We start from the raw sequence: 24,911 nt of genomic DNA, 5'->3' as shown, positions 1-24,911 counted from the left end.
GAGGAACCTCGTGACGGAGTCGCCGGCGCCGCGGCATCGGGGCGGGCCCGCCGTGCGGCCGCGACGGCGCGCGCCGTCCTGCGCGGGTCGCGGGCCGCGGCGCCCGGCCCGGGTGCGGGCCAGGCCGGGCGCTCCGGCGGAGGAAGCGCCCGGCCCGGCGTTGCGATCACCACAGGTACTTGACCTGCAGGTTGACCTCGCGGCCCTCCAGCGGGCGCGCCAGCAGCACGTTGTTGCTGGTGGTCGCGGCGCCGAAGATGCGCGAGTTGCTCTCGGTCAGGCCGAGCTCGTCGGTCATGTTGGTGCCGCGCAGGTTGATCTGCCAGTTGTAGCCGATGTTCGCGGTCACGCCGAAGTCCACGGTGTGGTACGAACCCAGCTGCTGCAGGCCCGACTGGTCCTGGGTATGGTCGCCGACGTGGGTGTAGGTCACGTACGGGGTGATGTCGCCCCAGGGCAGGTCGAAGCGGTAGCTCGGCGTGATCATGTAGCGCAGCTTGGGCTGGCGCTGCAGCTGCTGGCCCTCGATCGGCGCGCAGTTTTCCCCGCCGTTGATGTCGACGTAGGGCAGGCAGGCGTCGTAGTCGGTGTACTCGCCGTCCAGGTAGTTCGCCACCAGCTGGATGCGCAGCGCGTCGGTCGGGGTCAGCGCGCCGATGAAGTTCACGCCCTTGGAATCGGAGCCGTAGAAGCGCGGCGAGCCGACCGGCGTGCCCTCGCCGTCGGTCGGCTGGTACTGCAGGCCGGTGAACTTGCGCCGGTAGGCGCTGATGTCGGCGTACAGCCAGTCGGACTGGTACTTGAAGCCGATCTCGTAGTTGCGGATGCGCTGCAGCGGCACCGCGCCGCCGGCGCTGCGGATGCCGTTGTCGAAGTCCGGGAAGTGGCCGCCGGTGTTGACGCGGCCGTAGGCGGACATGCGGTCGGTGAACGCATAGTTCGCGCCGGCGGTCCAGGACGGATGCGACTTCTTGTAGTGGTTGCGGGTATAGGTGCCGTCGCAGACCGGGGTGGCGTTGTCGTACAGCGTGTTCGGGTCGCCGTCCAGGTCGACGTTGCGCAGGTTGCAGACGTTGTTGGTCGCGTCCTGGTTCTCGAGGCGCCCGGACAGGTCCAGCAGCCACTTGCCGATCCGCCACGTGTCGGACAGGTAGATCGCCATGTTGGTGGCGCGGCCGTACTGGTGGATGTGGAAGCCGCCGAAGTCGGAGAAGCCCTGCGGGTCGGTGCGGTAGCGCACTACGCCGTCCTCGCCGACGTAGCTGACCGTGATCGGGCGCGCGTTGGGCTCGTTGGTCATGAGCATGGTGTTGCCCAGCGACCACTTGTCGTTCATCCGGTAGCTGTTGATGTAGAAGCCCATCGTGAGGGTGTTGCCCTCGAACAGCTCCTTGCTCAGGCGCAGGTCGTTGTTGAAGCTCTTCAGGTACTTGTGGATGTGCCACCAGCCCTGGGCGATCACGCTGCGGTCCAGCGGCACGGTGCCGCCGCCGACGTAGGTCGCGGTGGCCGAGCCGGCCGGCAGCTCGAACCCGCCCGGCGTGTCCACCCCGTACAGCATCTCCGCCAGCGTCACCGGGTTGAAGCTGGAGAACAGGGCGTTGGTGTCCATGTCGCCCTCGTCGTACAGGAACTTGTCGCTGATCGTCCAGCCGTTGCCCAGGTCGAGGTCGAAGTTGCCGCCGAAGAAGAACATGTCGGCGCCGCGGCCGTCGGCGAGATCGACCTGCTTGCCGCCGCCGGGGTAGGTCGGCAGGAACACGTGCTGCAGGTGCTTGCTGTTGTAGGTGCCGGTCAGCGGGTCGAAGCCGGGGTAGGGGTGGAACTCGTCGCGGCCTTCCTGGATCAGCGGGATCGGCGTGATGAACTGGTTCTTGTCGTTGAGGTAACGGGCGTAGAGGACGAAGTTGCCGCCGTCGAACTCGTGCGACAGCGTGGCGGTGATCTGCCCGCCCTTGTCGGCCTTGAACTGCGGGTCGCGCACGCCGTCGGACTCGCGCCAGAAGCCGCCGACGCTGCCGTACCAGCCCTCGGCGATCTTGAAGCCGGAGAACGCGTCGAGCCGCCACAGGCCCTCGTCGCCATAGGTCATGCCGACGCTGCCGCTGGGCGTCTCCGAGCCGGTCTTGAGGAAGAAGTTCGCGGTGGCGCCCATCTGGCCGTCGGCGAACACCACCGAGGGGCCGCCCTGCAGGATCTCGACCGAGGCGACGGTGTCGTCGAGGCGGAACATCGAGGTGGTCTCGAAGAACGACAGGGTCGGCATGCCGTACAGCGGCGAGCCCATCAGCAGGGTGGAGAAGTAGGGCGCGTCGCCGCCGCCGGGGAAGCCGGCGATCTCGATGTTGGCGCCGGTCTGGCCGCCGGTGGATTCCGGCCACATGCCCGGCGAGATCTTCAGCAGGTCGGCGGTGCTCTTGGGATTGGCCTGGCGGATCTCCTCCTCGTTCGCGGTGACGATGTTGAAGCTGGCTTCGAGCTTCTTCACCCCGCCGGAGGTGGCGGTACCGGTCACCACCACGGTGTCGAGCGTGGTGCGCGCGCCGCGCTCGTCAGCGGCCGGCGCGGTCGCGCCCTGGGCGGCGGCGGCGGGCGGTTCCGTGGGCGGCGTCTGCGCCTGCGCGCACCACGGCGACAGGGCGATGGCGATGGCCACCGAGAGCGCGTAACGGTTCGTGTTCAGTCTGCACATGATCTCCCCTCTCCGAAGATTGTGATGACGTCGAAAAAACTGACAGCGCTGTCATTGTGTAATCGCGGCCGCGGGCAGCCGGCGCAAGAGCATAGGCGCTGGGGGCGGTCGTCTGGCACGCTGCGGTGCAAAAAAGCACCAGCCGGGGTGAACGCTCCGTATAGGCCGCGGCGGTGATCGCGGCGGGAGCGCGCGGTGTTAGCGCTATCGCCCGCGCCGGCCTGGCGCCGCTGCGGCAAATGCGGAACGATCGGCCGCGCCATTGCGCCCGGCCCTTCACTTTGCGAGGTGACGCAGCATGACCTGGACTCCGTTCATCGCCCGACTTGCGCTGCCGCTCGCGTTGGCCCTTCCGGCCCAGGCGCGCGAGCCGGCGCAGCCGGATCCCGCGCAGACCCGCGCCTACATCGAGCGCGGCTGGGCCACGCTGACGCGGTCGATGGACGATTGCTCCTCGTTCGGCGACGAGAAGATGGACCATCGCCCGGTGCTGTACCTGCCGGCCGGCTATCCGCGCGACGCGCGCATCGATGCGATCGCGCGGCGATGCGGCGTGGACGTGCGCGAACTGCCGCGCCGGATCGAGCGCGTCGGCGACGTCGACCCGGGCAAGCTGCCGCGGCAGGGCCTGCTGTACGTGCCCAAGCCCTACGTGGTGCCGGGCGGCTTCTTCAACGAGATGTACGGCTGGGACAGCTACTTCATCGTGCTCGGCCTGCTCGCCGACGACCGCGAGGCGCTGGCGCGGGACATGGTCGACAACGCGCTGTTCGAGGTCGAGCACTACGGCGGCATGCTCAACGCCAACCGCAGCTACTACCTGACCCGGGCGCAGCCGCCGTTTTTGGCCGAGATGGTGCGCGCGGTGCTCGACGACCCGGCGAGCTTCCCCGACCGCAAGCAGGCCGACGCCTGGCTGGCGCGCGCCTGGCCGCAGCTCGTGCGCGACCACGCCACCTGGTTGCGCGCCGAGCACCGCGCCGGCGGCACCGGCCTGGCGCGCTACTTCGACTACGGCGCCGGGCCGGTGCTGGAGTTCCGCGACGCGGGCTACCTGCGCCGGGTGATCGACTGGCTGGTCGCGCATCCGCAGCGCGATCCCGGTTTCCTGGTCGAGGCCTCGGAGCACCCGGACGACGCGGAGGCGGAACGGCTGAAGACGCGCAGCTGCGACGTGCGGGCTTCGCAGGTGTGCGCGCAGGCCTGGTCGCAGGGGCGCCGGCTCAGCGCCGATTTCTACCTCGGCGACCGCGCGATGCGCGAATCCGGCTTCGACGTGAACTTCCACTTCGGCCCGTTCGCCGGGCTGACCCACCACCATGCGCCGGTCTGCCTCAACAGCCTGCTGTACCGCTACGAGCGGACGCTGGGTGCGTTCGCCCGGCGCCTGGGCAAGGCCGCGGAGGCGCGGCGCTACGACGGCTTCGCCGGGGCGCGCAAGGCGGCGATCGAGCGCTACCTGTGGAACGCCGAGGCGGGCATGTACCTGGACTACGACTTCGTCCGCGGCAAGCCGAATCCCGCGCCGTACGTGACCACCTTCTACCCGTTGTGGGCCGGGCTGGCCTCGCCGGCGCAGGCCGAAGCGCTGCGCGGCAAGCTCGCGCTGTTCGAGCGCAGGGGCGGCCTGGCGATGAGCGGCGAGGAGAGCGGGGCGCAGTGGGACGCGCCGTTCGGCTGGGCGCCGAACCACTGGCTCGCGATCTCCGGCCTGGAGGCGTACGGCTTCCGCGACGACGCCCGGCGCCTGGCGGAGAAGTTCACCGCGACCATCGACCGCGCGCTTGCGCACGATGGCACCATCCGCGAGAAATACAACATGGACAGCGGCGATGCCGACGTCGAGGTCAGCGTCGGCTACAGCGAGAACGTCGTCGGGTTCGGCTGGAGCAACGGCGTCTACCTGAAGCTGCGCGAGCTGATCGAGCGGACCGCGGCGCCCCGGCGCGAACCCGCGGCGGCGCAGGCGCGGTGAGCTGTCCGGCGCGCCCGCAACGCCGCTTGCGGCGGCACGCGCCCGGCGCGGAACGCGGCGCGCCTGCGAGGCGGCTCGTCCGGGCCGGCGCGGCGATGCCGATGGCCCTCAACCGCCGAGGAAACGCAGGCCGACGCCCGGCTCGGTCGCGATCCAGCGCGGCGCGGCCGGGTCGTCGCCGAGCTTCTGCCGCAGCTTGCCGACCAGGATGCGCAGGTAGTGGGTGTCGTGCTCGTGCGTCGGCCCCCACAGTTCGCGCAGCAACTGCGGTTGGGTGACCACGCGCCCGGCGTTGCGCACCAGCAGCGCCAGCAGGGCGTATTCCTTGCGGCTCAGCGCCACCGTCGCGCCGTCCACCCGCACCTCGCGGCGGGCGAGGTCGACGTGCAAGCGGCCGTCGTCGTACACCGGCGGCGCCTCCGCGGGCGCGGCGTGCGAGCGCAGCAGCGCGCGCACCCGCGCCATCAGCTCCTGCACGCCGAACGGCTTGGTCACGTAGTCGTTGGCGCCGGCATCCAGGCCGCGCACCTTTTCGCCTTCGTCCGAGCGCACCGTCAGCAGGATCACCGGCACCGACGACCATTGCCGCAGTTCGGCCAGCACCTCCCGGCCGTCGCGGTCGGGCAGGCCGAGGTCGAGGATCACCAGGTCCGCGCCGTGCACGGCCAGCGCCTCGAGTCCGGCCTGGCCGCCGGTGGCCAGCCGGACCGCGTAGCCCTGCGCGCGCAGGCTGATGTCGAGGAAGCGACGGATCTGCGGCTCGTCGTCGATCACCAGGATCCGCGGCGGCGGAGCGGCGGGCTTGCTCGGTTCGCTCATGCATTGAGTTTCCGGGGTTGCGGGGACCGTGTCACGCGTGCCCGCGCGAGCGCGGCGGCGGCCTGCGCTTGCGTCCCCGCACGCGTGGCGTCGCTACGCCGGGCCCCGCGCCCCGGGCCCCGCTCCGCGCCGCTCCGGCTCGATGCGCGGCAGGACGATGCGCACGATCGTGCCGCGGCCGTCGGGGCCGGGCAGGGCTTCGACGCTGCCGCCGTGGGCGCCGACCATGCCGCGGCAGATCGCCAGGCCCAGGCCGGTGCCCTGGCGGCCGCGGTCGCCGCGCTCCACGCTGTAGAACATGTCGAAGACGCGCTTGCGCTCTTCTTCCGGGATGCCCGGGCCGCGGTCGCGCACGTCGATGCGCAGCGCGCCGGCGTGCTCGCGCGCGTCGATCGCCACCGTGGCGCCCGGAGGCGAGAACTTGACCGCGTTCTCGAGCACGTTGAACAGCGCCTGCTCGATCAGCGCCGGATGCACCCACAGCGGCGCCAGGTCCGGCGGCACCGCGATCTCGAAGCGCGCCTGCGGCGTGTACCGCTGCAGGCGCGCGGCCGCCGAGCCGATCAGTTCGGCCACTCCGATCCAGTCGCGGTTGAGGGTCAGTCCGCCGTGGCCGAGGCGGGTCATGTCGAGCAGGTTCTGGATGTAGCGGTCGAGGCGCTCGCCCTCGACCCGGATGGTGTCGAGCAGGCCGTGGCGGTCCTCCTCGCTCATCGCCCCGGCGTAGCTGTCCAGGCTGCTGGCCGCGCCGATGATCGCCGCCAGCGGCGAGCGCAGGTCGTGCGACACCGACGACAGCAGCGCCGAACGCAGCCGTTCGGTCTCGCCGCTCACGCGGGCGTCCTCCAGGTCGGCCACCAGGCGCGTGCGCACCGCGGCCTGGGCGATGTCCTCGGCCATGGCCTCGGCCAGGCGGCGCTGCTCCGGGCCGAGCCGGTGCCGTTCCGGCGGAAAACGCAGGCCGGCCACGCCGTCCGCGCCGTCCAAGGGCAGCGGCAGGAACCACCATTCCGCGCCGGCGAGGGTGTCGGTGTAGCGGCCGGCGGGCTGGCGATGGCGCAGCGCCCAGTCGGCGGCGGCGCGGTCCTTCTCCTGCGTCGGCGGGCCGTCGCCGTGCCAATCGCCGGCGCCGATGCGGATCGCCACCTCGGCGCCGAGCGAGCGCCGCAGCGCGTCGCGCCCGGCCTGCAGCACCTGGCCCAGGTTGGCGGCCGCGGCCAGTCGCCGGCCGAGCGTCTGCAGCGCGGAGGCATGCGCGTTGGCCGCGCGCAACGCCAGCACCTGCATGCGCAGCCTCGAGGCCAGCCGGCCGGCGACCAGCGCCGCGATCAGGAACAGCAGCACCGTGACCACGCCCTGGCGGGCGCCGATGAAGAAGGTGTAGCGCGGATCGATGAAGAAGAAGTTGTAGGCGAGGAAGCACAGCGCCGCCGCCAGCACCGCCGCGGCCATGCGCGTGCGCGCCGCCACCAGCACCACCGCGACGATGTACACCATCGACAGATCGTCCAGCCCGATCCAGCGCTCGGTGGCCCAGCCGAGCGCGGTCGCGAGCACCGCCGCGGCCACCGCGAGCGCCGCGTCGCTGCGGTTGAGCAGCCCCTGCAGCGGGCGCAGCGCGCGGCGCGCGCGGGCGCGCGCCTCGGGCGTGCCGACGATGGTCAGCTCGTAGTGCGCGCCGCGCTGCAGCAGCTGCTGGGTCAGGGTGCGGTTGAACATGCGCGCGAACGGGCGTTCGCGGGTGCGGCCGAGCACGATCGCGCTGGCGCCGGCCTGCGCGGCGTAGCCGAGCAGGGTGTCGACGATGCCGTCGCCGTGCAGCGTCGCGACCTCGCCGCCGAGGCGGCGGGCCAGCGCGAAGGCGCGGTCGAGTTCCTGCTGGCGCGCGGGGTCGGTGCCGGCGCCGGTCTGCACGGTCACCGCGGTCCAGGGCGCGTCGCGGCGCTCGGCGAGGCGGCGCCCGACCCGGACCAGGTACTCGGACTGGCCGCGGCCGTCGATCGCCACCAGCACCCGCCGCCGCAGCGGCACGCCGGGCAGGCCGCGCGCGAGCTGCGCCTCGCGCAGGTCGCTGTCGACGCGGTCGGCGGCGGTCTGCATCGCCAGTTCGCGCAGGGCGGCGAGGTTGCTCGGCGAGAAGAACGCCTGCAGCGCGTGCGCGGCCTGCTCGGGCACGTAGACCTTGCCCTGCTGCAGGCGCTCGATCAGCTCCCGCGGCGGCAGGTCGACCAGGACGATGTCGCGCAGCCGGTCGAACACCGCGTCCGGCACCGTTTCGGCGACGCGCACCCCGGTGATGCGGTGGACCACGTCGTTGAGGCTTTCCAGGTGCTGGATGTTGACGGCGGTATGGACGTCGATGCCGGCGTCGAGCAGTTCCATCACGTCCTGCCAGCGGCGTTCGTGGCGGCTGCCGGGCGCGTTGCGATGCGCCAGCTCGTCGACCACGGCGACCTGCGGGCGGCGCGCCAGCAATGCGTCGAGGTCCATTTCCTCGAGCGCGTGGCCGCGGTATTCGACCCGCTTGCGCGGCAACACCTCCAGCCCGTCCAGCAGCGCGGCGGTCTCGCCGCGGCCGTGGGTCTCGGCCACGCCGACGACCGCGTCGACCCCACGCCGGCGCAGCTCGCGCGCGCGGCCCAGCATCGCGTAGGTCTTGCCCACCCCGGGCGCGGCGCCGAGGAACACGGTGAGGCGGCCGGCGCCCTGGCGCTGCAGTTCGCCGATCAGGGCATCGGCCTGGACGTCGCGGGCGTCGCTCATGCGCGCATTCTCGCGTCATTTCCCCGCGCGCGGGCGGAGCGCGGCCGGCGCAGGCGCTCGCGTCCGCGGCAGCGTGGGCGGGGGGCCCAGGCGGGGCTTATCGGCGATGCGGCGAATACCGGCCGCGGCATCAGCGCGCTTCCCTGCGGTCCAGCGCCAGGTTGAGCTCCAGCACGTTGACCCGCGGCCGGCCGAACAGGCCGAGCGCCGGCTCCTCGGTGTGCTCGGCCACCAGGGCCGCGACTTGCGCGGGAGCGAGCCCGCGCGCGCGGGCGACGCGCGCCACCTGCACCCGCGCGGCCTCCGGCGAGAGGTGCGGATCGAGGCCGCTGCCGGACCGGGTGACCAGCTCGGGCGGCACCTGCGCCGGCGCGACGCCCTCGCGCGCGGCGACCTCCGCGGTGAGCGCGGCGATGCGTTCGTGCAGCGCCGGGTTGCTGCGCGCCAGGTTGCTGCCGGCGGCGGCCATCGGGTCGTAGCCGGCCGCGGAGGGGCGTGGGCGGAAGTAGCGGGAATCGGCGAACGGTTGCGCGACCAGCGCCGAGCCGCGCGCACGGCCGTCGACGAAGACCAGGCTGCCGGTGGCCTGGTGCGGGAACAGCAGGCGGCCGAGCGCGGTGCCGGCGAGCGAGTAGAGCAGGCCGCAGCCGAGCAGGACCAGCGTGGCGAACAGGACCGGCGCGCGCAGCGGCACGCGGTCGTCGAGCGGCACGGCAGCCGGGAGCGGGGAACCGTCGTGGACGTTCATGGGGATCGCCTTTCGGGAAAGAGGGATCGGATCGAGCCGTTCACAGGCCCAGCGCGACCAGGGCCAGGTCGATCAGCTTGATCGCGGCGAACGGCAGCAGCACGCCGCCGACGCCGTAGAGCAGCATGTTCCGGCGCAGCAGCGCGGTGGCGCCGGCGGGACGCAAGCGCACGCCGGCCAGCGCCAGCGGGATCAGCGCCGGGATGATCAGCGCGTTGAAGATCAGCGCCGCGAGCACCGCGTTGCGCGGACCGGACAGGTGCATGACGTCGAGCGCGGCGATCGACGGGACCGCGGCGGCGAACAGCGCCGGCAGGATCGCGAAGTACTTGGACACGTCGTTGGCCAGCGAGAACGTGGTCAGCGCGCCGCGGGTGATCAGTTGCTGCTTGCCGACCTCGACCACCGCCAGGAGCTTGGCCGGGTCGCTGTCCAGGTCGACCATGTTGCCGGCTTCCTTGGCCGCCTGGGTGCCCGAGTTCATCGCCAGGCCGACGTCGGCCTGGGCCAGCGCGGGCGCGTCGTTGGTGCCGTCGCCGACCATCGCCACCAGCCGCCCCGCCGCCTGTTCGGCGCGGATGCGGGCCAGCTTGTCCTCGGGCCGGGCTTCGGCGACGAAGTCGTCGACCCCGGCCTCGGCGGCGATCGCGGCGGCGGTCAGCGGGTTGTCGCCGGTGATCATCACGGTCCTGACGCCCATCGCGCGCAACCGGGCGAAGCGCTCCCGGACGCCGTGCTTAACCACGTCGGACAGCTCGACCACGCCCAGGGCGTGCCGGCCCTCGGCCACCACCAGCGGCGTGGCGCCGGCCCGCGCGACCTGCTCGACGCGCGCGGCCAGTTCCGCCGGCACCTCGCCGCCGAGCGCGCGCACGTGGGCGGCGATCGCGTCGCCCGCGCCCTTGCGCACGATCCGCGCGCCGCCGTCGAGATCGACGCCGGACATGCGGGTCTGGGCGCTGAACTGCACGTAGCGCGCGGCCGCCGGTTCGACCGGTGGGCTGCCCTGTTCGCGCGCCAGGCGCACGATCGACTTGCCTTCGGGGGTCGGGTCGGCCAGCGACGACAGCAGCGCGGCGTCGCGCAGCCGTTCCGGATCGACCCCGGCGAGCGGGTGGAACGCGGTCGCCTGGCGGTCGCCGTGGGTGATCGTGCCGGTCTTGTCCAGCAGCAGCACGTCGACGTCGCCGGCCACTTCCACCGCCTTGCCGGACTTGGCCAGCACGTTCGCGGCCAAGGCCCGGTTCATGCCGGCGATGCCGATCGCCGGCAGCAGGCCGCCGATCGTGGTCGGGATCAGGCACACCAGCAGCGCGATCAGCAGCAGCGGGTCGAGCGGGGCACCGACGAAGCCCGCCAGCGCAGGCAGGGTGGCGACCACGATCAGGAAGCTCAGGGTCATCGCCGCCAGCAGCATGGTCAGGGCGATCTCGTTCGGGGTCTTCTGCCGGTTCGCGCCTTCGACCAGGGCGATCATGCGGTCGAGGAAGCCGTGGCCCGGCTCGGCGCCGACGCGCACGACGATCTCGTCCGACAGCACCCGGGTGCCGCCGATCACGCCGGAGCGGTCGGTGCCGGCCTCGCGCAGCACCGGCGCGGACTCGCCGGTGACCGCGGCTTCGTTGATCGTGGCCAGGCCCTCGACGATCTCGCCGTCGGCGGGCACGAACTCGCCGGCGGAGACGATCACCCGATCGCCCGGGCGCAGCGTTGCCGCCGGCACGCGGGTTTCGCGGCCCGCGCCTTCGAGCTTGCGCGCGACCAGGTCGCGCCGCGCCACGCGCAGCGAGGCCGCCTGGCCGCGGCCGCGCGCCTCGGCCACCGCTTCGGCGAAATTGGCGAACAGCACCGTCAGCAGCAGGATCGCGGTGACCGCGAGGCCGAAGCCGCGCGGGCCGGGCGTGGCCGCGGTGATCAGCGCCGCCAGCGCGGTGCCGAGCAGCACCACGGCGATCACCGGGTTCTTCGATGCCCGCCGCGGCGCCAGCTTGCGCACCGAATCGGCCAGCGCCGCGCGCAGCGCCGCCGCGTCGAGGCCGGCGAGCGAGCGGCGGCGCCGCGCGCCCAGGTGCGGGTCGGAAGGGACGGTGGCTTGGTTCATCGTTTCGTTCCGATGTTGCTCGTCGATCGGGAACCGCGGCGCGCGGTTGCGGGGCCGCGGACTGCGTTCGGTGGCGGACGCTCAGGCGCGTGCCGCCAGGGTCAGATGTTCGGCGATCGGCCCCAGCACCAGCGCCGGCAGGAACTGCAGCACGGTCAGGATCGCGATCACCGCGATCAGGGTGAGCGCGAAGGTCGGCGTCTCCACGTGCAGGGTGCCGGCGCCTTCCGGGGCGACGCGCTTCTTCGCCATCCGCCCGGCCACCGCCAGCGGCACCAGCAGGGCGGGATAGCGGCCCAGCGCGAGCGCGACGACGCAGCTGAGGTTCCACCAGGGGCTCGCGTCGCCCAGGCCTTCGAAGCCGGAGCCGTTGTTGGCGAAGGCCGACGCATACTCGTAGAACACCTGGCCGAGGCCGTGGAAGCCCGGGTTGGAGTTGCCGGCCAGCGCGGGAAAGGCCACCGCGATCGCGCTCAGGCCCAGCACCGTCGCCGGTTGCAGCAGGACCAGCAGCGCCAGCAGGCGGACTTCCGGCGCCTCGATCTTGCGCCCGCCCAGTTCCGGCGTGCGGCCGGTCATCAGCCCCGCCAGGAACACGCCCAGCAGCAGATACACCAGGAACTGCTGCAGGCCGCAGCCGATGCCGCCCCAGATCGCGTTGATCAGCATGTCGACGATCGCGACGGCGCCGGTCAGCGGCGCCAGCGAATCGTGCATCGCGTTGACCGAGCCGTTGCTGGTCTGGGTGGTCAGGGCCGCCCACAGCGCCGAGGCGTCGGCGCCGAAGCGCGTTTCCTTGCCTTCCATCAGCGCGGCGCCGGCGGCCGTGGCGGAATGGCCCTCCGACCCGATCGCCAGGCCGGCGGAGGCGAGCGACATCGACAGCATGCAGCCGAACACCAGCGCGGTCAGCCGCCGCCGGCCGGTGAACGGGCCGATCATGAACACCACGGCCACCGGCACCAGCACCAGCGCCAGCGTCTCCAGCAGGTTCGACAGCGGCGTCGGGTTCTCCAGCGGCATCGCACTGTTCGGGCCGTACCAGCCGCCGCCGTTGGTGCCCAGTTGCTTGGCCGCGACCATCGGCGCGACCGGCCCGAGCGGGATCTTCTGCGCCTGCATCCCCGCGCTCGCATCCAGCGGCGCGAGCGTGGGCCCGGCCCGCAGTGTCGCCGGCACGCCCTGCCAGGCCAGCAGCACGGTCCACAGCAGGCACAGCGGCAGCATGAAGCGCAGCGTGGCGCGGGTCACGTCGGCCCAGTAGTTGCCGAGGTCGCGCTCGCCGCCGTCGGTCGCGCCGCGACCGGCGGCGGTGCCGGCCTCCGCCGCCCGCGGGCGGGCGCCGAACAGGCCGCGCAGCGTCGCCGCGGCGATCGCCAGCCCCATCATCGGCGTGGCCACCTGCAGGCCGACGATCGCGACCATCTGCGAGAGGTAGCTCAGCTGCGCCTGGCCCGAGTAGTGCTGCTGATTGGTGTTGGTGAGGAACGACACCATCGTGTGCAGCGCCGTGTCCCAGCGCAGGTTGGGCACGCCGTCGGGGTTGAGCGGCAGCCAGGCCTGGGCCATGAACTGCAGCCACACGATCGCGCCCACGGCCAGGTTGCTCCACGCGAACGCCTTGGCGTAGCCGCGCCAGCTCATGCCGCGCCGCGGATCGGTGCCGAGCGCGCGGTAGATCGCGCGCTCGAGCGGCCCGAACAGGCGGTCCAGGCGCGAGCGCTCGCCGCGCAGCACCCGCGCCAGATGGCGGCCGAGCGGCCAGCCCAGGGCCACGGCCAGCAGGAGAACGAACAGGGCTTCGGTCATCGGGAGTTCCTCGTCGGCGCCGCACGGCGGGCCGGCGCGGGCAAGCGCGCAGCGCGCCGAGCCGGGGCTTCGCCGTACAGGCGCGCTGGGTTCAGAAGTCTTCGGGGCGGAAGATCGCGTAGAGCAGGTACGCGGCGGCGACGACCGTCGCCACGCCGCAGACCAGGGCGAGCCAGGCGGACATTTCGGGTCTCCTCAGAAGGACGCTTGCAGCGCCGCTTCGATGCGGCCGCCGGCGTTGTCGCCGCCGAAGATGCGTTCGGCGGCGGAATCGGTGGCGTGCGCGGTCACGCGCAGTTCCAGCGGCGCTTTCAGCGTCCACACGCCGCTGAACTGCCCATGCAGGTAGGAGCCGTCGTAGGCGGCGAGGTCGTAGCGAGCGGCGGCGGCTTCGAGGCGGAATCGCGCGCCCAGCGGCAGCTTCGCGCCGATCTGCGCGTAGAGGCCGCGCCCGTCGCCGCCCAGCGCATCCGGCGAGTAGGCGAGCGCGAGCCAGTACGCGTCCCGGTGGACGAGCGTGGCGGCGAGCTCGCTCCAGTTCAGGTCGATCGTGGCCGACGGATACTGGTAGCGCAGCAGGTTGAGGTCGAGCGACCAGCCGGGCGCGACCGCGCCGGACCAGCCGAGCGCCAGGTCGAATTCGCTGCTGGCCCGCGTTCCGGGGGCGAACTCGACGTTCGATCCCCAGGCGGAGACGTACGCGCCGCTGTCGCCGGCGTAGCGAAAGCCGGCCTGCAGCGCCGGATCGCCCGCGGTCTGGGTGGTGCCGCGCCAGACGTAATCGCTGGTCAGGGCGGCACTGCCGCTCACGGTGGCGGCGTGCGAGGCGCCGGCGGACAGCAGCGCCAGCGCGCATGCTGCGCGCGACAGCGCGCGCGGGCGGAAAGGAGATGGAGACGGGGGCATGTCGTGCGGCGGAACGGGGCCGGATCGGCCACGGCGCCATTCTCGAAACCGCCGCCGTAAAACCTCCATTCCGAACCCGGGCGCGGCGCATAAATTGTGCGTAAAGCCGGGCCCGGCCACGGCCGCTTCCGCCGGGCGCCGGCCGCGCGGGCGCCAGGCGGCGGCGCGGCGGCTAGCGGAACTGCAGGCGCGTGCGGCCGGGCGGAACCTCGCGTCCGACGGTCCGCCGCGCCGCGTCCGCTCCTTCGCTCCAGAGCAGGCGGAACGCGGGGCCGGCGTTATCGACGGTCAGCGTCGGCACGCCGTTCTCGCGGCGCCATTCCAGCGAGGCGCGGTCCTCGCCGATGCGGACGTGCTCGATGCGGACGCGCTGCCACTCCGGCGGCAGCTGCGGGGCGAAGTGCAGCGTGCGCGTGTCCGCTTCGCTCCGAAGGCCGAGCAGGCCTTCGATCGCCGCGCTCAGGAACGCGGCCGAGGACCAGGTCTGCTCCGGCACCGATTCGCGCTGCGGCTCGAACGCGTCGCCCTGCATCACCTCGTGGAAGTGGCCGAGCGAATCCACTAAGGTCCACGGCACCAGCCGCCGCCACAGCGCCCACGCCTGCGCGGCGCGGCCCTGCCGCCACAGCAGGCCGGCGGCGATCGCGGTCCCGTGGCTCCAGACGCTGCCCTTGGCGTAGGCGTCGGGATCGTAGTCGGCGTCGCCGGCGGGCTTGCTGCGCAGGCCCCAGGCGGTGAGATAGGCCGGCTCCTGCAGCCGATCGAGCGTCCGTGCGGCTTCCTCCGCGGTCGCTGCGCCCAACGTCACCGCCGCCAGGTCCGCGCTGGCATAGCTTTCCATCGGCGCGCCGGCTCGGCTGTAGCCGCTGATCCAACGCCGCTCGCGCTCGTCGCGATAGCGCGGCCGCAGCGCGGCGCGCGCGCGCTCGCCCGCGGCGCGGGCCCGGCGGCTCAGCGCCTCGTCGCCCATTCGCGCGGCCAGTTCGGACATCGCGCGGGCCGCTGCCACCCACGCCGCGGACAGGGTCAGCTCGTCGCCGAGCGGGTCCTGCTCGTTGCCGCCCGTCTTGTCCGCCGGGATGCGCGGCAGGCCGTCGCGCGGGTCCACGGTCGACAGGCAATAGCGCCACGCGCGCAGCACCGCCGGCCAGTGCCGGGCGAGGAACGCGCGATCGCCGCTGGCGCGCGCGTACTCGGCGAGCACGCCCAGGAAATCGAAGGTGATGTCGACGTGCGCGTACATGTACGGGTAGTCGCGCGCCCAATCCAGGAACGGCGCGCTGTGCGACATCTCGTGCCAGATCGTGCCCTCGTCGGGATGCTGGTAGCGCAGGATGAAGTCGAGCTCCTGCGCCGCCCGGGCGTACTCGCCCTGCGCGATCAGCGCGCGCGTGCCGAGCAGGCCGTCGCCGGCGAAGTACCACGCATACTGGGGCCGGCGCGCGCCCCGCGACGGGCCATGGCCGGCGACCAGGCCGCAGCCGAGCCGCGCGTTGCAGGTCCAGGCCTGCTCCAGCGCGATCTGCGACCAGCGCAGTGCGCGGTCGACCTCCTCGTCGGGCGTCGTGATCGTCAGCCGGCGGGAGAAATCGAAGCGCGCCCGGTCTTCGGCCGCGGGGGCCTCGTCCGCCTGCAGCAGCGCGTCGGCGGTCGCGTGCACGTCCTCGTCCGCCTCGCTCTGGCCGGCGAAGACCAGCGTGGCGCAGCGAGCGTCGCCGCCGCAGGGCTGCGGTGCGAGCCGCAGGAACAACGGCCGCCGGAACGGGCCGCCGCGGCGATCGTTGTTGCGCGCCTGGCTGTGTTCCGTGGCCTGCGGCGAGGCGATCAAGGCGCGGAAGCGGCGGCTCGGCTCGCCCAGCAGGAAGCCGTGGGCGCGCGCGTCCCAGGCCATCTCCTGGCCGCCGACCGCGGCCGGCCACATCAGGTCGAGCGAGGGGCGGAAGCGCGCCACCAGGCGCACGTCGGCAGGCCCCTGCACGCGCAGCCGCACGCGCGCGCCGGGCCGCCCGTCGCGGGTCTCGATGCGCTCGCGCACCTCGAAGCCCGGCCCGCGGTAGAGGCGGGTGACGCCGAGCGGATCGACCTCCACCGCCGCGAGCAGCCCGATGCCCGCGACCGCGTCGCGCTGCGGCAGCGCGAAGTCCAGCCGGTAGCCGTCGGCGATCTGCAGCGGCGGCGCCCAGAACTCCAGCCCGTCCTCGGAATAGCCACCGGCGAACGCGCGCAGCCCGTGCGCGGCGACGTAGCGGTCCTGCCGCGCCTGGGTCGTGCTCCAGACCGGCAGCTCCGTCGTCGGCGGGGGGCGTGCCGGCGCGATGGCCGGGCACAGCAGGGCGAACGCGAGCAGGCGGGCGAGCGAACGGCGCACGGCGGGCTCCTTGGCCGGGAGGGACGTCGCGATTCAACTACAGCCGGCGTCGCGGGCGGATCGCCCGCGGCGATCCGGCACGCGAGCGCTGCCTGCGGGCCTGCGATGGCGGGCGGAGGACGGGCGCCGTGGAGCGGCCGATGGAACGCGGCCGCTCGCGATCGAAGGCGCCGCGGCTCGGGCAACCGGTTATCGCACTGCGTCCTCGCGCAGGAACGAAAGCGTCTCCGCCCACAGCGCGGTGCGCCGCGGCTGCAGATGCAGCCAGTGGTTGCCGCCCGAGATCTTCACGTCGCGCTTGTCGCGCACGCCCGTCAGCCGGTCGAACAGGCGCCGCGCGTCCTCGTCGCGGGTGACGTGGTCCCATTCGCCACGCACGATCAGGGTCGGCTGGCGGATGCGCGCGGGGTCGACCAGCGGCTGTCCCGCCCACAGCTCGGCGAGATCGGCCGCCGGGCCGTTGGGAATCTTCACCGCGTGCGGGGCGCGGCTCGCGGACTCGGGATCGGTAGCGAGATAGGCGCTGCACCAGCGTTCCAGCTCCGCATCGTCGACGGGCGTAGGCGCCTCCGGCGGCAGGCCGGTGCGCTGGCGCGGGCGCTGTTGCGCCGCGCTGACGAGTCGCCAGGCCGGCTGGCGCTGGGGGTCGCGTTCGCCTTCGCGCACCACCGGCGGGCCGAACAGCACCAGCCGATCCACCCATTCGGGGAGCGCGATCGCCGCGCGCTGCGCCGGCAGCGTGCCCCACGAATGCGCAACCAGGTGGATCGGCACGCCCGGCCTCGCCTGGCGGATGTGCCGCAGTACCGTCGCGATCTGTGCCGCCGCGGCTTCGCAACGGCCGAACGGCGGATGCGCGAACGCGTCGCCGGCGAACGCCCGCGGCCGGTCCGAGCCGCCATAGCCGGCGAAATCGAAGGCCCAGGCGTCGAAGCCGGCGGCCTGCAGCCGGTCGAGCCAGGAGACGCCCTGCATGCGCCAGCCGACCGACAGCGCCGCCGGGAACGTGGCGCCATGCACGTACAGCACGGCGTCCCCCGGTCCGGGCCGACGGACCACGGCCAGGTGCAGGGTCTCCCCGTCGTGGCGCCAGGGCAGCCGTTCGCGACGGAGGTCCGCCGCGGCCGACGCGCCGGCTTGCCAGGGCCATGCGCCCGCCGCGATGGCCCATGCCGGCCACTTCAGTACGTCTCGCCGCTTCATCGCCGCCTCCGCGCGGAAACCGTGCGGGATGCTAGGCTCGCTCCCACGCTCATGTTTCGGTGGGAGCCGAACTATGGATGCAGGCCCTTCGCTGGCGCGCGTCGCCGCCCTGATCGGCGATCCGGCGCGCGCGCTGATGCTGGCGGTGCTGATGGACGGCCGCAGCCGCACCGCCGGGGAGCTGGCGCGCGCCGCCGGCATCGCGCCGCCGACCGCGAGCGGGCATCTGGCCAAGCTGGTCGACGCCGGATTGCTGGCGATCGAGAAGCAGGGCCGGCACCGCTACCACCGCCTGCGCGGCGAGGAAGTGGCGCACGCCCTGGAAACCCTGATGGCGCTTTCGGCGCCGGCGAAGGCGCCGCGCGCCGGCCCTGCGGCGCTGGCGTTGCGCCGCGCGAGGACGTGCTACGACCACCTGGCCGGCGAGATCGCGGTCGAGCTGGCGGGGCGCTGGCGCGCCGACGGGTGGATCGCGGCCGACGGCCCATGGCGGCTCACCGGGAAAGGCCAGCGCGGCTTCGCGCGCCTGGGCATCGCGCTGCCCGACGCGACGGCGCGGCGGCCGCCGGTACGGCCTTGCCTGGACTGGAGCGAACGCCGCCCGCACCTGGCCGGCCAGCTCGGCGCGTCCCTGCTCGAAGCGCTGCTGGCACGAGGCTGGCTGCGCAAGCGGCGCGACTCCCGCGCCCTGTCGGTGACCGAAGCCGGCGAGCGGGCGCTGGCCGACTGGCTGGCGCCGTATTGAGGGTCGCGGCTCGGCACGAGCCGGGTGCGTACGAGCGCGTCGAGCGCGCGCCGGACAGGCCGAGGCCGGTCAGAACGAGACGTCGGCCGGCTGCCGCGCCCACAGCACCGACTGGTGCCCACTCGCGCGCTTCCAGGCGAGGCGGATCGCTTCGATGTCCCCGCGCCGTTGCGGGGTGTCCTCGTGCAGGATCACCAGCACCTTGGAGTTCAGGCGCTCCGGCCCCTGCCGGCCGCGGAACAGCCACTGGCCGTAGGCGTCGAACACCGTCAGGCCGTCGGGGAAGCGGGGCGTCACCTCGCGGTCGAGGAAGGCACGCCACTGCGCCTCGCTGATCGCCGACGCGGCGTCGCCTTCGGTGCCGACGCCGAAGTACAGCTCGCTGCGGACCCAGCCCTGCGCCTGCGCGGGCCGGGCGGCGTCGCCCTGCAGGCTCGAGGTCGCGGCGGCCGCGGGGGACGACGCCGGCGGCGCGGTGGCGCAGGCGGACAGCAGCAGCGCGAGAGCGGAAGCGAGCAGGGCGGTACGCATCGGCGGCTCCGTAGGGGAGAAGAGGATCGGTGCCGACCGCGCCGTCCCGAAATGAGGCCTCGGCATATGCAGATGGGCAGACGGCATATGCCGGCGCGGCGTTCGGCGGCCGGCGGGCGATAATATCGCTCCATCCGGATCGATAGCGAGTGGCGTGGCCCGGGCCGTGCGCCGCGCGCCCGTCCGCCCTCCCCATCGCACAGGAGTTCCCATGTTCCGTCCGACCGTGGCGCCGCTGGTCGCCGCCATCGCCGTCGCGCTCGCCGTGCCGGCCTTCGCCCAGGACGCCGCCGGCGACGCCACCGAGCTGGACACCGTAATCGTCACCGGCACCCGTGCGCGCGACCGCACGGTGCTGGAGTCCACCTCGCCGGTGGACGTGCTCACCGCCGAGGACCTGCGCCAGGCCGGCCTGGGCGGCGAGCTGGGCAGCGCACTGCAGGCGCTGCTGCCGTCGTTCAACTTCCCGCGGCAGTCCAACTCCGGCGGCGCCGACCACGTGCGCGCCGCGCAGCTGCGCGGGCTCAGCCCGAACCAGGTGCTGGTGCTGGTCAACGGCAAGCGCCGCCACACCAGCGCGCTGGTCAACACCGACAGCAAGATCGGCAAGGGCAACACGCCGGTCGACTTCAACGCGATCCCGCTCAGCGCGATCGAGCGCATCGAGGTGCTGCGCGACGGCGCCGGCGCGCAGTACGGCTCCGATGCGGTGGCCGGGGTGATCAACGTGATCCTCGCCGACGCGGCGGAAGGCGGTTCGCTCGAGCTCAGCTACGGCGCGCACCACACCGGCGTGGCGCCGATCGGCCGCACCGTCACCGACGGCCAGACCGGCTACTTCGCCGGGCAGGTCGGCACCCCGCTGGGCGGCGACGGCGGCTTCCTCCGCCTCGGCCTGGAGTACAGGCAGCGCAACGGCACCAACCGCGCCGGCTTCGACCGCATCCCGGTGTTCGAGGAGCAGACGCCGGACAACCTCGCCCTGGCCGGGCGCCGCAACTACGTGCTCGGCGACGGCGAGGCCAAGGACATCGACGGCTGGTTCAACGGCGAGCTGCCGGTCGGCGCCGCCGCCGAGCTGTACGCGTTCGGCACCTTCCACCAGAGCGATACCGAGGGCGCGAACTACTTCCGCTACCCCGACGGCGCGTCCAACTGGAAGGAGGTCCATCCGCAGGGCTACCGCCCGGTGTCGATCGGCGAGAACCGCGACGTGGCGCTGGTGGCCGGCCTGCGCGGGCAATGGGGCGAATGGGACTACGACGCCAGCCTCAACTACGGCCGCAACGACTTCACCTACCGGCTGCGCGATTCGCTCAACGCCTCGCTCGGGCCCGCAAGCCCGACCCGCTTCAAGAGCGGCGACTACGCGTTCCGGCAGGGCTTGTTCAACTTCGACCTCAGCCGCGTCCTCGGCGCGCATGCCCTGGCCGCGGGCGCGGAGTTGCGCCGCGAGGACTACGAGACCGGCGCCGGCGACCCGGCCTCGTACGCGGCCGGCCCGTACACCGACCGCCCGACCGGCGCCCAGGCCGGCGGCGGCCTCACGCCGCAGGACACCGCCGACCTCGGCCGCGACGTGGCCAGCGTGTACGCCGCGCTCAGCAGCCGGTTCGGCGAGAAGCTGTTCACCGACGTCGCCGCCCGCTACGAGCGCTACGACGACTTCGGCGGCGAACTGACCGGCAAGCTGGCCGCGCGCTACGAGTTCGCGCCCGCGTTCGCCCTGCGCGGCTCGCTGTCGAACAACTTCCGCGCGCCGTCGCTCAGCCAGATCGGCTTCGAGTCCACCTCCACCGGCTACGACGCCGCCGGCCAGTTGCTGCAGGGGCGGCTGCTCTCGGTCGACAACCCGATCGCGCGCGCGCTGGGCGCGCAGGATCTCGAGCCGGAGAAGTCGGTCAACCTCAGCCTGGGCTTCACCAGCCGCGTCGGCGAGCACTTCGACCTGTCCTTCGACCTGTTCCGCATCGACATCGACGATCGCATCGCGCTGACGGAACGCATCAGCGGCGACGCGCTGGCCCGGTTCGTGCTGGAACGGTTCGGCCTGCCGGGCGTGCAGAGCGCCAGCTTCTTCGTCAACGCCGCCGACACCCGCACCGAAGGCGGCGAGCTGGTCGCCAACTGGCGGCAGGGCCTGGGCGACGGGCAACTGCTGCTGACCGGCACCTGGAGCTACGCCAAGACCGAGATCGAGCGCGTCGCGGCCACCCCGGCGCAACTGCTGGCCATCGACCCCGGCTACGTGCTGTTCGGCGTGGAGGAGAGCAACACCCTCACCGATGCGGCGCCGCGCACCCGCGCGACGCTGGGCGCGAACTGGAGCGACGACCGCTGGACGCTGCTGGGGCGGGTCAGCCGCCACGGCAGCGCCAAGCGCGTGTTCAATTTCGGCGGCGGCTACGAGCCGGAGCAGACCTACGGCGCGGAGTGGCAGCTCGACGCCGAGGTCGAGTACCGCTTCGGCCCGAACTGGAGCGTCGCGCTCGGCGGCCTCAACCTGACCGACGAATACCCGGACCTGTCGAACGAGGACATCTACTACTTCGGCAACCTGCCGTACGACGTGCTGTCGCCGATCGGCAGCAACGGCGCGTACTACTACGCCCGGATCCGCTACACGTTCTGAACCGTGCCGGGCGCTCAGCCGCCGTGCGCGCCAGCGCCGGCGGCCAGCGTGTACACCAGGCACGCGGCGGCGGCGAAGGTGACCGCCACCGTGGTCCAGCCAAGGAAATTGGTGACGCGGCCGTTGGTGCGCGGCCCCATGATCCGCCGGTCGTTGGTCATCAGCAGCATCAGCAGCAGCAACGGCGGCACCGAGAACCCCTGCACGATCCCGGACCACACCAGCGCCTTCATCGGGTTGAAGCCGAGGAAGTTCAGCAGCACCGCGACGACGGTGACGATCGCCACCGTGACGTAGAAGAACTTGGCCTCGGCGAAGCTGGCGTGCAGGGTGCTCTTCTTGCCGAGCCCCTGGGCCAGGTCGTACGCGGCGCCGATGGTCATCACCGGCACCGCGAGGAAGCCCACGCCGATGATGCCCAGCGCGAACAGCAGGCCGGCCGCCTTGCCGGCCAGCGGTTCGAGCGCGGCGGCCGCGTGGGCGGCGGTCTCGACCCCGGTCTGCCCGGAGGCGTGCAACGTGGCGCCGGTGGAGAGCAGGATGAAGTAGAGGATGACGTTCGAGAAGGTCATGCCGACGATCACGTCGCGCCGGGTGCGCTCGAGCTCCTTGCGGGTGGCGCCGCGCCGCTGCGAAGCCTTGCGCAGGCCTTGCGCGATCTGCTCCTCCACTTCCTGGTTCGACTGCCAGGTGAAGATGTAGGCGGACAGCGACGTGCCGATGCAGGCGACGACCATGGTCAGGAACTCGGCGTCGAAGCGGAAGCTCGGCACCAGCGTGCCGCGCAGCACCGCCGCGGGGTCCGGCTTGGCCAGCAGCGCCGCGCCGACGTACGCGAACAACGCCAACGCCAGCCATTTGAAGACCTTGCGCAGCAGGCGGTACGAACCGAGCATCTGCAGCGCGAAGACCGCCAGCGCGGCGAGCGCGACCAGCGCGGTCACCGGCAGCGGGATCAGCAGGTTGAGCGCGGCGCCGATGCCGCCGAGGTTGGCCGCCGCCTCGATGATGTTGCCGACGAACGCGGCGAGCATGGCCGGATACAGGATCCAGCGCGGATAGCGGTCGCGAACCGCGGCGAACAGGCCCTTGCCGTAGACCCGGCCGAGCTTGGCCGACAGATAGACCACCAGGTACATCATCGGCAGCAGCACCGGCGCTATCCACAGGAAGGCGAAGCCGAACTTCGCGCCGGCGCTGGCGTAGGTGCCGATCGCGGACGGGTCGTCGTCGGCGGCGCCGGTGATCACGCCGCTGCCGATGCTGTGCAGGAGGCCCTGTTTGCGAGGTGCTTCGTCCGGCTCGTGCGGAGCGGACCGCGTCTTCGTGCCGGACATGGCGCCTCGCTGCGTCGGAAGGGTTCGCAGCCTAAGCTCGCCCCGGTCAAGGCGCCGTCGGCGGTGCGCCGCAGAGCCCCGCGGGCGAGGGCCGTACCGTGCAGTGATGCAGGCGTGGGCGCGGGCTCGCGCGGCGCAGGGGCCGCGCAGCGGCGGCCCGGCCGCCGCGGAAGTCGCGCCCGCGGCGGCCCCGCGCGGCGCCGATCGGGTGCTGCGCGCCTGCAGCCGGCGTGCAGTTGCTCCACGCGGTGCGGCGTGCAGTCCTGCGGCCTCGTCCGGGTCGAGGCGCCGTGGCGCGCCCGGTGCCGACGCATCGACCTCGGCCGCGACCTGGCGGCGGGCCTCGCCGGCCGACCTCCGTTCCGGCCGTCGTATCGTCCGGGCACGGTCCTTCGACGCATGGCGCGGCCATGCCGGGTGTCGGACCCGGGCGCTCGAGCAAGGAGGGAAGGGCGACCTGGCGCTCCGCGGCCGCCATCGCGGCGCAGATGCAAAAAACCCTCGGGATCGACGAGCCCGAGGGTTCTGCTGGAATTCGGTGGTGGCGGAGTCCTCACCAACGTCCAACCCGGATTCCGAACAGGATCGCAAGCCGTGGGGCTTCAGAGAACCTGATTAGCCCCGACCCTCAGCCGCCAGTCGCAGGATGTGCGTCGCCCACCGCCGAGCATACGGCCACCTGAAGGCGACGAGGTGGCGTCATGAGCATCAATTCCGTGCAGTTCCAGGCTGGCCTGTCCATGGCCGAGTTCATCGCCCGCTACGGCACCGAGGCCAAGTGCTACCGTGCCCTGTACCAGTGGCGTTGGCCGCAAGGCTTCCGCTGCCCGGCCTGCACTGGACGGGCCCGCTCGCGGTTTCGGCGCGGGACGACGGTCTACTACCAGTGCCGCGCCTGCCGGCACCAGACCACGCTGACCGCCGGCACGATGTTCGAGGGCACCAAGCTGCCGCTGCGCACCTGGCTGCTGGCCCTGCACCTGCTGACCGCGACCAAGACCAATCTCGCCGCGCTGGAGCTGATGCGCCACCTGGGAGTCAACTACAAGACCGCCTGGCGGATGAAGCACAAGATCATGCAGGCCATGGCCGAGCGCGAGGAACCCCGGCGGCTCAATGGCTTCGTGCAGATCGACGATGCCTACCTCGGCGGCGAGCGCAACGGCGGCAAGCGCGGGCGCGGTGCCGAGGGCAAGCAACCCTTCGTGATCGCGGTGCAGACCGACGCCCGCTTCGCCGCGCCGAGCCTGGCCGTGATCGAGCCGGTGCGCAGCTTCGACAACGTCTCGCTCGAGGACTGGATCGCACGGCGCCTGGCGCCCGGGTGCGAGACCTATACCGACGGTCTGGCCTGCTTCCGCCGGCTCGAAGACGCCGGCCACGCCCACACCACGCTGGACACCGGCGGCGGCCGTGCCGCCACCGAGGCGCCGGGCGCGCGTTGGGTGAACGTGCTGCTGGGCAACGTCAAGCGCGCCATCAACGGCACCTACCACGCCATCCGCCAGGCCAAGTACGCGCGGCGCTACCTGGCCGAAGCCGCCTACCGGTTCAACCGTCGCTTCCGCCTGCATGAGATGCTGCCGCGACTGGCCACCGCCATGCTGCGCTGCAAGCCTTGCCCCGAGCCGGTCTTGCGCGCTGCGAGCAATTTTCATGGCTGAGGGTCGGGGCTAATCAGGTCAAGGTATTGAGTTGCTCAACCACGGCGTTGCCAGCAAAACGGTGTCCGGGGTCAAACTGGAGCTTGCGTGCCGTTGCGGGCAGTAGTTTTGTCAGGTCCAAATGCGCCGTTTGGCCTGCGTCAGTTTCCCGGCGGTCTCCAGCTGTACATACACCAAACGCCTCTGGTCATCCACCGCGTCGCAACTCCCTGACACCCCGGCCCAGCTTGCGGCGCAACAGGGCCCGCAGGGTCACCCCATCCGAGTACCCGACCTGCGCGGCGACTTGGTCGACGCTGGCGTTTCCGGTGCGCAAGAGATGGACGGCATGTTCCACGCGCAGGTCCTGGAAATACGACAGCGGTGTCTTACCCAAAACGCTTTGCAGCCGCCGCGCCAAGGTGCGCTCGCTTGTGCCCGCGGCGCTCGCCGCCTCGGCCAGCGAGAACCCCTTCGCGAGCCGACTTCTGGCCCAGCACTCGAAGCGCTCCACTATCGGGTCGGCATGCGCAAGGTGGTCGGGAATCACGAACTCGGCTTGCGAACTGCGTGCCTCGACCAGCAGATAGCGTGCCACCAGGGCCGCAAGCGCCGGACTGAGCCCGCGGATGATGCGCA

General features: G+C 72.6%; 17 protein-coding genes. 4 read left to right on the top strand and 13 right to left on the bottom strand.

Annotated elements, in window-relative coordinates; translation table 11 throughout:
- Window positions 1-166 precede the first annotated feature (166 nt).
- Window positions 167-2,692: a TonB-dependent receptor gene (locus EDC50_RS10795; RefSeq protein WP_123770498.1), complete on the bottom strand. Its 2,526-nt coding sequence runs from the start codon at window positions 2,690-2,692 to the stop codon at window positions 167-169.
- A gap of 298 nt (window positions 2,693-2,990) precedes the next feature.
- Here EDC50_RS10795 and EDC50_RS10790 point away from each other — a divergent pair, with 298 nt between their 5' ends.
- Window positions 2,991-4,667, top strand: a complete 1,677-nt coding sequence (locus EDC50_RS10790; protein WP_123770497.1) for a trehalase family glycosidase — start codon at window positions 2,991-2,993, stop codon at window positions 4,665-4,667.
- Window positions 4,668-4,775: 108 nt separating this feature from the next.
- Here the strand turns inward: EDC50_RS10790 and EDC50_RS10785 are convergent, their stop codons facing one another.
- The 9 genes from EDC50_RS10785 to EDC50_RS10745 all read right to left on the bottom strand — a co-directional run bounded on the left by EDC50_RS10785 (window position 4,776) and on the right by EDC50_RS10745 (window position 17,384).
- A complete protein-coding gene (locus tag EDC50_RS10785; protein WP_123770496.1) occupies window positions 4,776-5,486 on the bottom strand; it encodes a response regulator in 711 nt (236 codons plus the stop codon).
- A 93-nt stretch (window positions 5,487-5,579) separates the two neighbouring features.
- Window positions 5,580-8,249 carry a sensor histidine kinase gene (locus tag EDC50_RS10780; RefSeq protein WP_123770495.1) on the bottom strand — a complete coding sequence of 890 codons (2,670 nt, stop codon included), beginning with the start codon at window positions 8,247-8,249 and terminating at the stop codon, window positions 5,580-5,582.
- A gap of 130 nt (window positions 8,250-8,379) precedes the next feature.
- Window positions 8,380-8,997 carry a potassium-transporting ATPase subunit KdpC gene (gene kdpC, locus EDC50_RS10775; RefSeq protein ID WP_123770494.1) on the bottom strand — a complete coding sequence of 206 codons (618 nt, stop codon included), beginning with the start codon at window positions 8,995-8,997 and terminating at the stop codon, window positions 8,380-8,382.
- Window positions 8,998-9,037: 40 nt separating this feature from the next.
- Window positions 9,038-11,098: a potassium-transporting ATPase subunit KdpB gene (gene kdpB / locus EDC50_RS10770; RefSeq protein WP_123770493.1), complete on the bottom strand. Its 2,061-nt coding sequence runs from the start codon at window positions 11,096-11,098 to the stop codon at window positions 9,038-9,040.
- A gap of 81 nt (window positions 11,099-11,179) precedes the next feature.
- The gene (gene kdpA, locus EDC50_RS10765) at window positions 11,180-12,907 is read right to left on the bottom strand and encodes a potassium-transporting ATPase subunit KdpA (RefSeq protein ID WP_123770492.1); all 1,728 of its coding nucleotides are present in this window, start codon (window positions 12,905-12,907) and stop codon (window positions 11,180-11,182) included.
- Window positions 12,908-12,998: 91 nt separating this feature from the next.
- Window positions 12,999-13,091 (bottom strand): potassium-transporting ATPase subunit F, encoded by a 93-nt coding sequence (locus EDC50_RS10760; protein ID WP_123770491.1) that lies wholly within the window; start codon window positions 13,089-13,091, stop codon window positions 12,999-13,001.
- Between the two features lie 11 nt (window positions 13,092-13,102).
- Window positions 13,103-13,813, bottom strand: coding sequence for a TorF family putative porin (locus tag EDC50_RS10755; protein ID WP_242002937.1), 711 nt, complete (start codon window positions 13,811-13,813; stop codon window positions 13,103-13,105).
- A gap of 172 nt (window positions 13,814-13,985) precedes the next feature.
- The gene (locus tag EDC50_RS10750) at window positions 13,986-16,181 is read right to left on the bottom strand and encodes an MGH1-like glycoside hydrolase domain-containing protein (protein ID WP_123770489.1); all 2,196 of its coding nucleotides are present in this window, start codon (window positions 16,179-16,181) and stop codon (window positions 13,986-13,988) included.
- A 189-nt stretch (window positions 16,182-16,370) separates the two neighbouring features.
- The gene (locus EDC50_RS10745) at window positions 16,371-17,384 is read right to left on the bottom strand and encodes an alpha/beta hydrolase (RefSeq protein ID WP_123770488.1); all 1,014 of its coding nucleotides are present in this window, start codon (window positions 17,382-17,384) and stop codon (window positions 16,371-16,373) included.
- 73 nt (window positions 17,385-17,457) lie between these two features.
- Here EDC50_RS10745 and EDC50_RS10740 point away from each other — a divergent pair, with 73 nt between their 5' ends.
- Entirely contained in the window at window positions 17,458-18,129 is a 672-nt protein-coding gene (locus EDC50_RS10740; RefSeq protein WP_123770487.1) for an ArsR/SmtB family transcription factor, read from the top strand.
- 69 nt (window positions 18,130-18,198) lie between these two features.
- On the opposite strand, the gene EDC50_RS10735 is transcribed toward EDC50_RS10740, so the two are convergent.
- Window positions 18,199-18,660: a DUF3574 domain-containing protein gene (locus EDC50_RS10735; RefSeq protein WP_123770486.1), complete on the bottom strand. Its 462-nt coding sequence runs from the start codon at window positions 18,658-18,660 to the stop codon at window positions 18,199-18,201.
- Window positions 18,661-18,871: 211 nt separating this feature from the next.
- Here EDC50_RS10735 and EDC50_RS10730 point away from each other — a divergent pair, with 211 nt between their 5' ends.
- On the top strand, window positions 18,872-21,292 hold the full coding sequence (locus EDC50_RS10730; RefSeq protein WP_123770485.1) for a TonB-dependent receptor plug domain-containing protein: 2,421 nt from the start codon (window positions 18,872-18,874) through the stop codon (window positions 21,290-21,292).
- A 14-nt stretch (window positions 21,293-21,306) separates the two neighbouring features.
- On the opposite strand, the gene EDC50_RS10725 is transcribed toward EDC50_RS10730, so the two are convergent.
- Entirely contained in the window at window positions 21,307-22,629 is a 1,323-nt protein-coding gene (locus EDC50_RS10725) for an Nramp family divalent metal transporter (protein WP_123770484.1), read from the bottom strand.
- A 701-nt stretch (window positions 22,630-23,330) separates the two neighbouring features.
- Between EDC50_RS10725 and EDC50_RS10720 the strand changes: the two genes are divergently transcribed.
- Window positions 23,331-24,293 (top strand): IS1595 family transposase, encoded by a 963-nt coding sequence (locus EDC50_RS10720; RefSeq protein ID WP_025297891.1) that lies wholly within the window; start codon window positions 23,331-23,333, stop codon window positions 24,291-24,293.
- A gap of 187 nt (window positions 24,294-24,480) precedes the next feature.
- Here EDC50_RS10720 and EDC50_RS16890 read toward each other — a convergent pair whose 3' ends face one another.
- Window positions 24,481-24,669 carry a helix-turn-helix domain-containing protein gene (locus tag EDC50_RS16890; RefSeq protein ID WP_374321236.1) on the bottom strand — a complete coding sequence of 63 codons (189 nt, stop codon included), beginning with the start codon at window positions 24,667-24,669 and terminating at the stop codon, window positions 24,481-24,483.
- Window positions 24,670-24,911: the final 242 nt, after the last annotated feature.

Source organism: Vulcaniibacterium tengchongense (genome assembly GCF_003814555.1).
Taxonomy (GTDB): Bacteria; Pseudomonadota; Gammaproteobacteria; order Xanthomonadales; family Xanthomonadaceae; genus Vulcaniibacterium; species Vulcaniibacterium tengchongense.
The sequence above is the reverse complement of the archived record's forward strand: the minus strand, read 5'-3'. Positions and strand labels throughout refer to the sequence as shown.